At 47.8% G+C, this 3142-nt stretch carries 1 tRNA gene and 1 rRNA gene; both read left to right on the forward strand.

Annotated features, from left to right (window positions below):
• The first annotated feature begins 34 nt into the window (after positions 1 to 34).
• Positions 35 to 108, forward strand: a tRNA-Ala gene (locus FY557_RS19915).
• A gap of 159 nt (positions 109 to 267) precedes the next feature.
• A 23S ribosomal RNA gene (locus tag FY557_RS19920) occupies positions 268 to 3027 on the forward strand.
• The last annotated feature ends 115 nt before the right edge of the window (positions 3028 to 3142 follow it).

Consider the following 3142-nt stretch of genomic DNA (forward strand, 5'->3'; position numbering starts at 1 on the left):
AACGCTTATAGCCTAAAGCCTACAGCACCTAGAGGGGGAATTAGCTCAGCTGGCTAGAGCGCCTGCCTTGCACGCAGGAGGTCAAGGGTTCGACTCCCTTATTCTCCACAGTTTTGGAAAACTGGTTTAAAAGTTACGATTGGAGCCAAAAACAACAATTGTTCATCAGTTTGAAGGAAAGAAAAATAAGATCATTGACATTAACGGTAAAGACATCACAAAGAGAAAACCGAGCACTTATAAGTGCTTGAGTAACCTAAAAATAGGAAAGAAATCGTTAAGGGCGTATGGCGGATGCCTAGGCTTTCAGAGGCGAAGAAGGACGTGGTAAGCTGCGAAAAGCTCGGGGGATTGGCACACACGAATTGATCCCGAGATGTCCGAATGGGGCAACCCAATACATTGAAGATGTATTACTCTAATTTATTAGAGAGCAAACCCGGAGAACTGAAACATCTAAGTACCCGGAGGAAAAGAAATCGAAGAGATTCCGTAAGTAGTGGCGAGCGAAAGCGGATTAGCCCAAAAGTCTTTATATATTTAGAAGAACGTACTGGAAAGTGCGGCCGTAGACGGTGATAGCCCGGTATTCGAAAGGTATATTAAGATGATAAATGAGTAGGGCGGGACACGTGAAATCCTGTCTGAATATGGGGGGACCATCCTCCAAGGCTAAATACTCCTGAAAGACCGATAGTGAACAAGTACTGTGAAGGAAAGGTGAAAAGCACTTCGAATAGAAGGGTGAAATAGAACCTGAAACCGTACGCCTACAAGCGGTCGGAGCCCACATGTTGGGTGACGGCGTGCCTTTTGCATAATGAGCCTACGAGTTAATTTTACTAGCGAGGTTAAGGACTTCAGGTCCGGAGCCGGAGCGAAAGCGAGTCTGAATAGGGCGCATAGTTAGTAGGATTAGACGCGAAACCTTGTGATCTACCCATGGGCAGGTTGAAGCTTTGGTAACACAAAGTGGAGGACCGAACCGGTTGACGTTGAAAAGTCTTCGGATGACCTGTGGGTAGGGGTGAAAGGCCAATCAAACTGGGAGATAGCTCGTACTCTCCGAAATGCATTTAGGTGCAGCGTCGCAACAAAGTTTATTAGAGGTAGAGCTACTGATTGGATGCGGGGGTTTCATCGCCTACCAATTCCTGACAAACTCCGAATGCTAATAAATGTTCTGCGGCAGTGAGGGCATGGGTGCTAAGGTCCATGTCCGAGAGGGAAAGAACCCAGACCAACAGCTAAGGTCCCCAAATTTCTGTTAAGTTGAAGCAACGCGGTTGGACTGCATTGACAGCTAGGATGTTGGCTTGGAAGCAGCCATTCATTTAAAGAGTGCGTAACAGCTCACTAGTCGAGCGGTCCGGCATGGATAATAATCGGGCATAAACAGAATACCGAAGCTATGGATTTGTAATTTATTACATCTGGTAGGAGAGCATTCTATCGGCGTAGAAGCTGAGTCGTGAGGCTTGGTGGAGCTTATAGAAAAGAAAATGTAGGCATAAGTAACGATAAAGGGGGCGAGAAACCCCCTCACCGAAAGACTAAGGTTTCCTCAGCCATGCTAATCAGCTGAGGGTTAGTCGGGACCTAACGCGAACCCGAAAGGGGTAGTGGATGGACAATGGGTTAATATTCCCATACTTGCTCACACTAAAAAGGGGACGGTTCGATGTAGCTACTAAAGACGGACGGAAGTGTCAAGGCCTAGCCTTCGGGCGAAGCTGCTGTAGTGTAATCGGATCCAAGAAAAGCCGAAGTGAAGCAACCCGTACCAAAACCGACACAGGTGGTCGAGGAGAGAATCCTAAGGTGCTCGAGTGAGTCGTGGCTAAGGAACTAGGCAAAATAGTCTCGTAACTTCGGAAGAAGAGACGCCAGCAGCAATGCTGGCCGCAGTGAAGAGGCCCAGGCGACTGTTTATCAAAAACACAGGACTCTGCTAAATCGAAAGATGCTGTATAGGGTCTGACACCTGCCCGGTGCTGGAAGGTTAAGGAAGGGCGTTAGCGTAAGCGAAGCGTTTGACTGAAGCCCCAGTAAACGGCGGCCGTAACTATAACGGTCCTAAGGTAGCGAAATTCCTTGTCGGGTAAGTTCCGACCTGCACGAATGGTGTAACGATCTGGGCACTGTCTCAGCCACGAGCTCGGTGAAATTGTAGTATCGGTGAAGATGCCGATTACCCGCAATGGGACGAAAAGACCCTGTGAACCTTTACTATAACTTCGTATTGACTTTGAGTAAGTAATGTGTAGGATAGGTGGGAGGCTTTGAAGCGGGCACGCTAGTGCTCGTGGAGCCAACGTTGAAATACCACCCTTTACTTACTTGGAGCCTAACTTGATTATTCAAGGACATTGCGTGGTGGGTAGTTTGACTGGGGTGGTCGCCTCCAAAAGAGTAACGGAGGCTTTCAAAGGTACCCTCAGCACGCTTGGTAACCGTGCGTAGAGTGTAATGGCATAAGGGTGCTTGACTGTGAGACCTACAAGTCGATCAGGTGCGAAAGCAGGACATAGTGATCCGGTGGTTCCGTATGGAAGGGCCATCGCTCATAGGATAAAAGGTACTCCGGGGATAACAGGCTAGTCTCCCCCAAGAGCTCACATCGACGGGGAGGTTCGGCACCTCGATGTCGGCTCGTCACATCCTGGGGCTGGAGAAGGTCCCAAGGGTTGGGCTGTTCGCCCATTAAAGTGGCACGCGAGCTGGGTTCAGAACGTCGTGAGACAGTTCGGTCTCTATCTATTGCGGGCGTTAGATGTTTGAGAGGGCTTGATTCTAGTACGAGAGGACCGAATTGAACAAACCTCTGGTGTATCAGTTGTACCGCCAGGTGCACCGCTGAGTAGCTATGTTTGGAAGAGATAAACACTGAAAGCATATAAGTGTGAAACTCGCCTCAAGATGAGACATCTTTTAAGGGTCGTGGGAGATGACCACGTTGATAGGCTACAGGTGTAAAGTTGGTAACAGCATAGCCGAGTAGTACTAATTACCCGTAGATTTATTGCCTATTGGTTCTCAATAAAGCCTTATAAGTGCAACCAAGGTTTTGCCTTTGTGATGATATTTACCGATAAATTATGTAAAATGTACCAAAGTACAAGGTATCAAAGTAAAATACTTT

It is taken from the genome of Chryseobacterium sp. SN22 (genome assembly GCF_008329705.1).
Classification (GTDB): Bacteria; Bacteroidota; Bacteroidia; order Flavobacteriales; family Weeksellaceae; genus Chryseobacterium.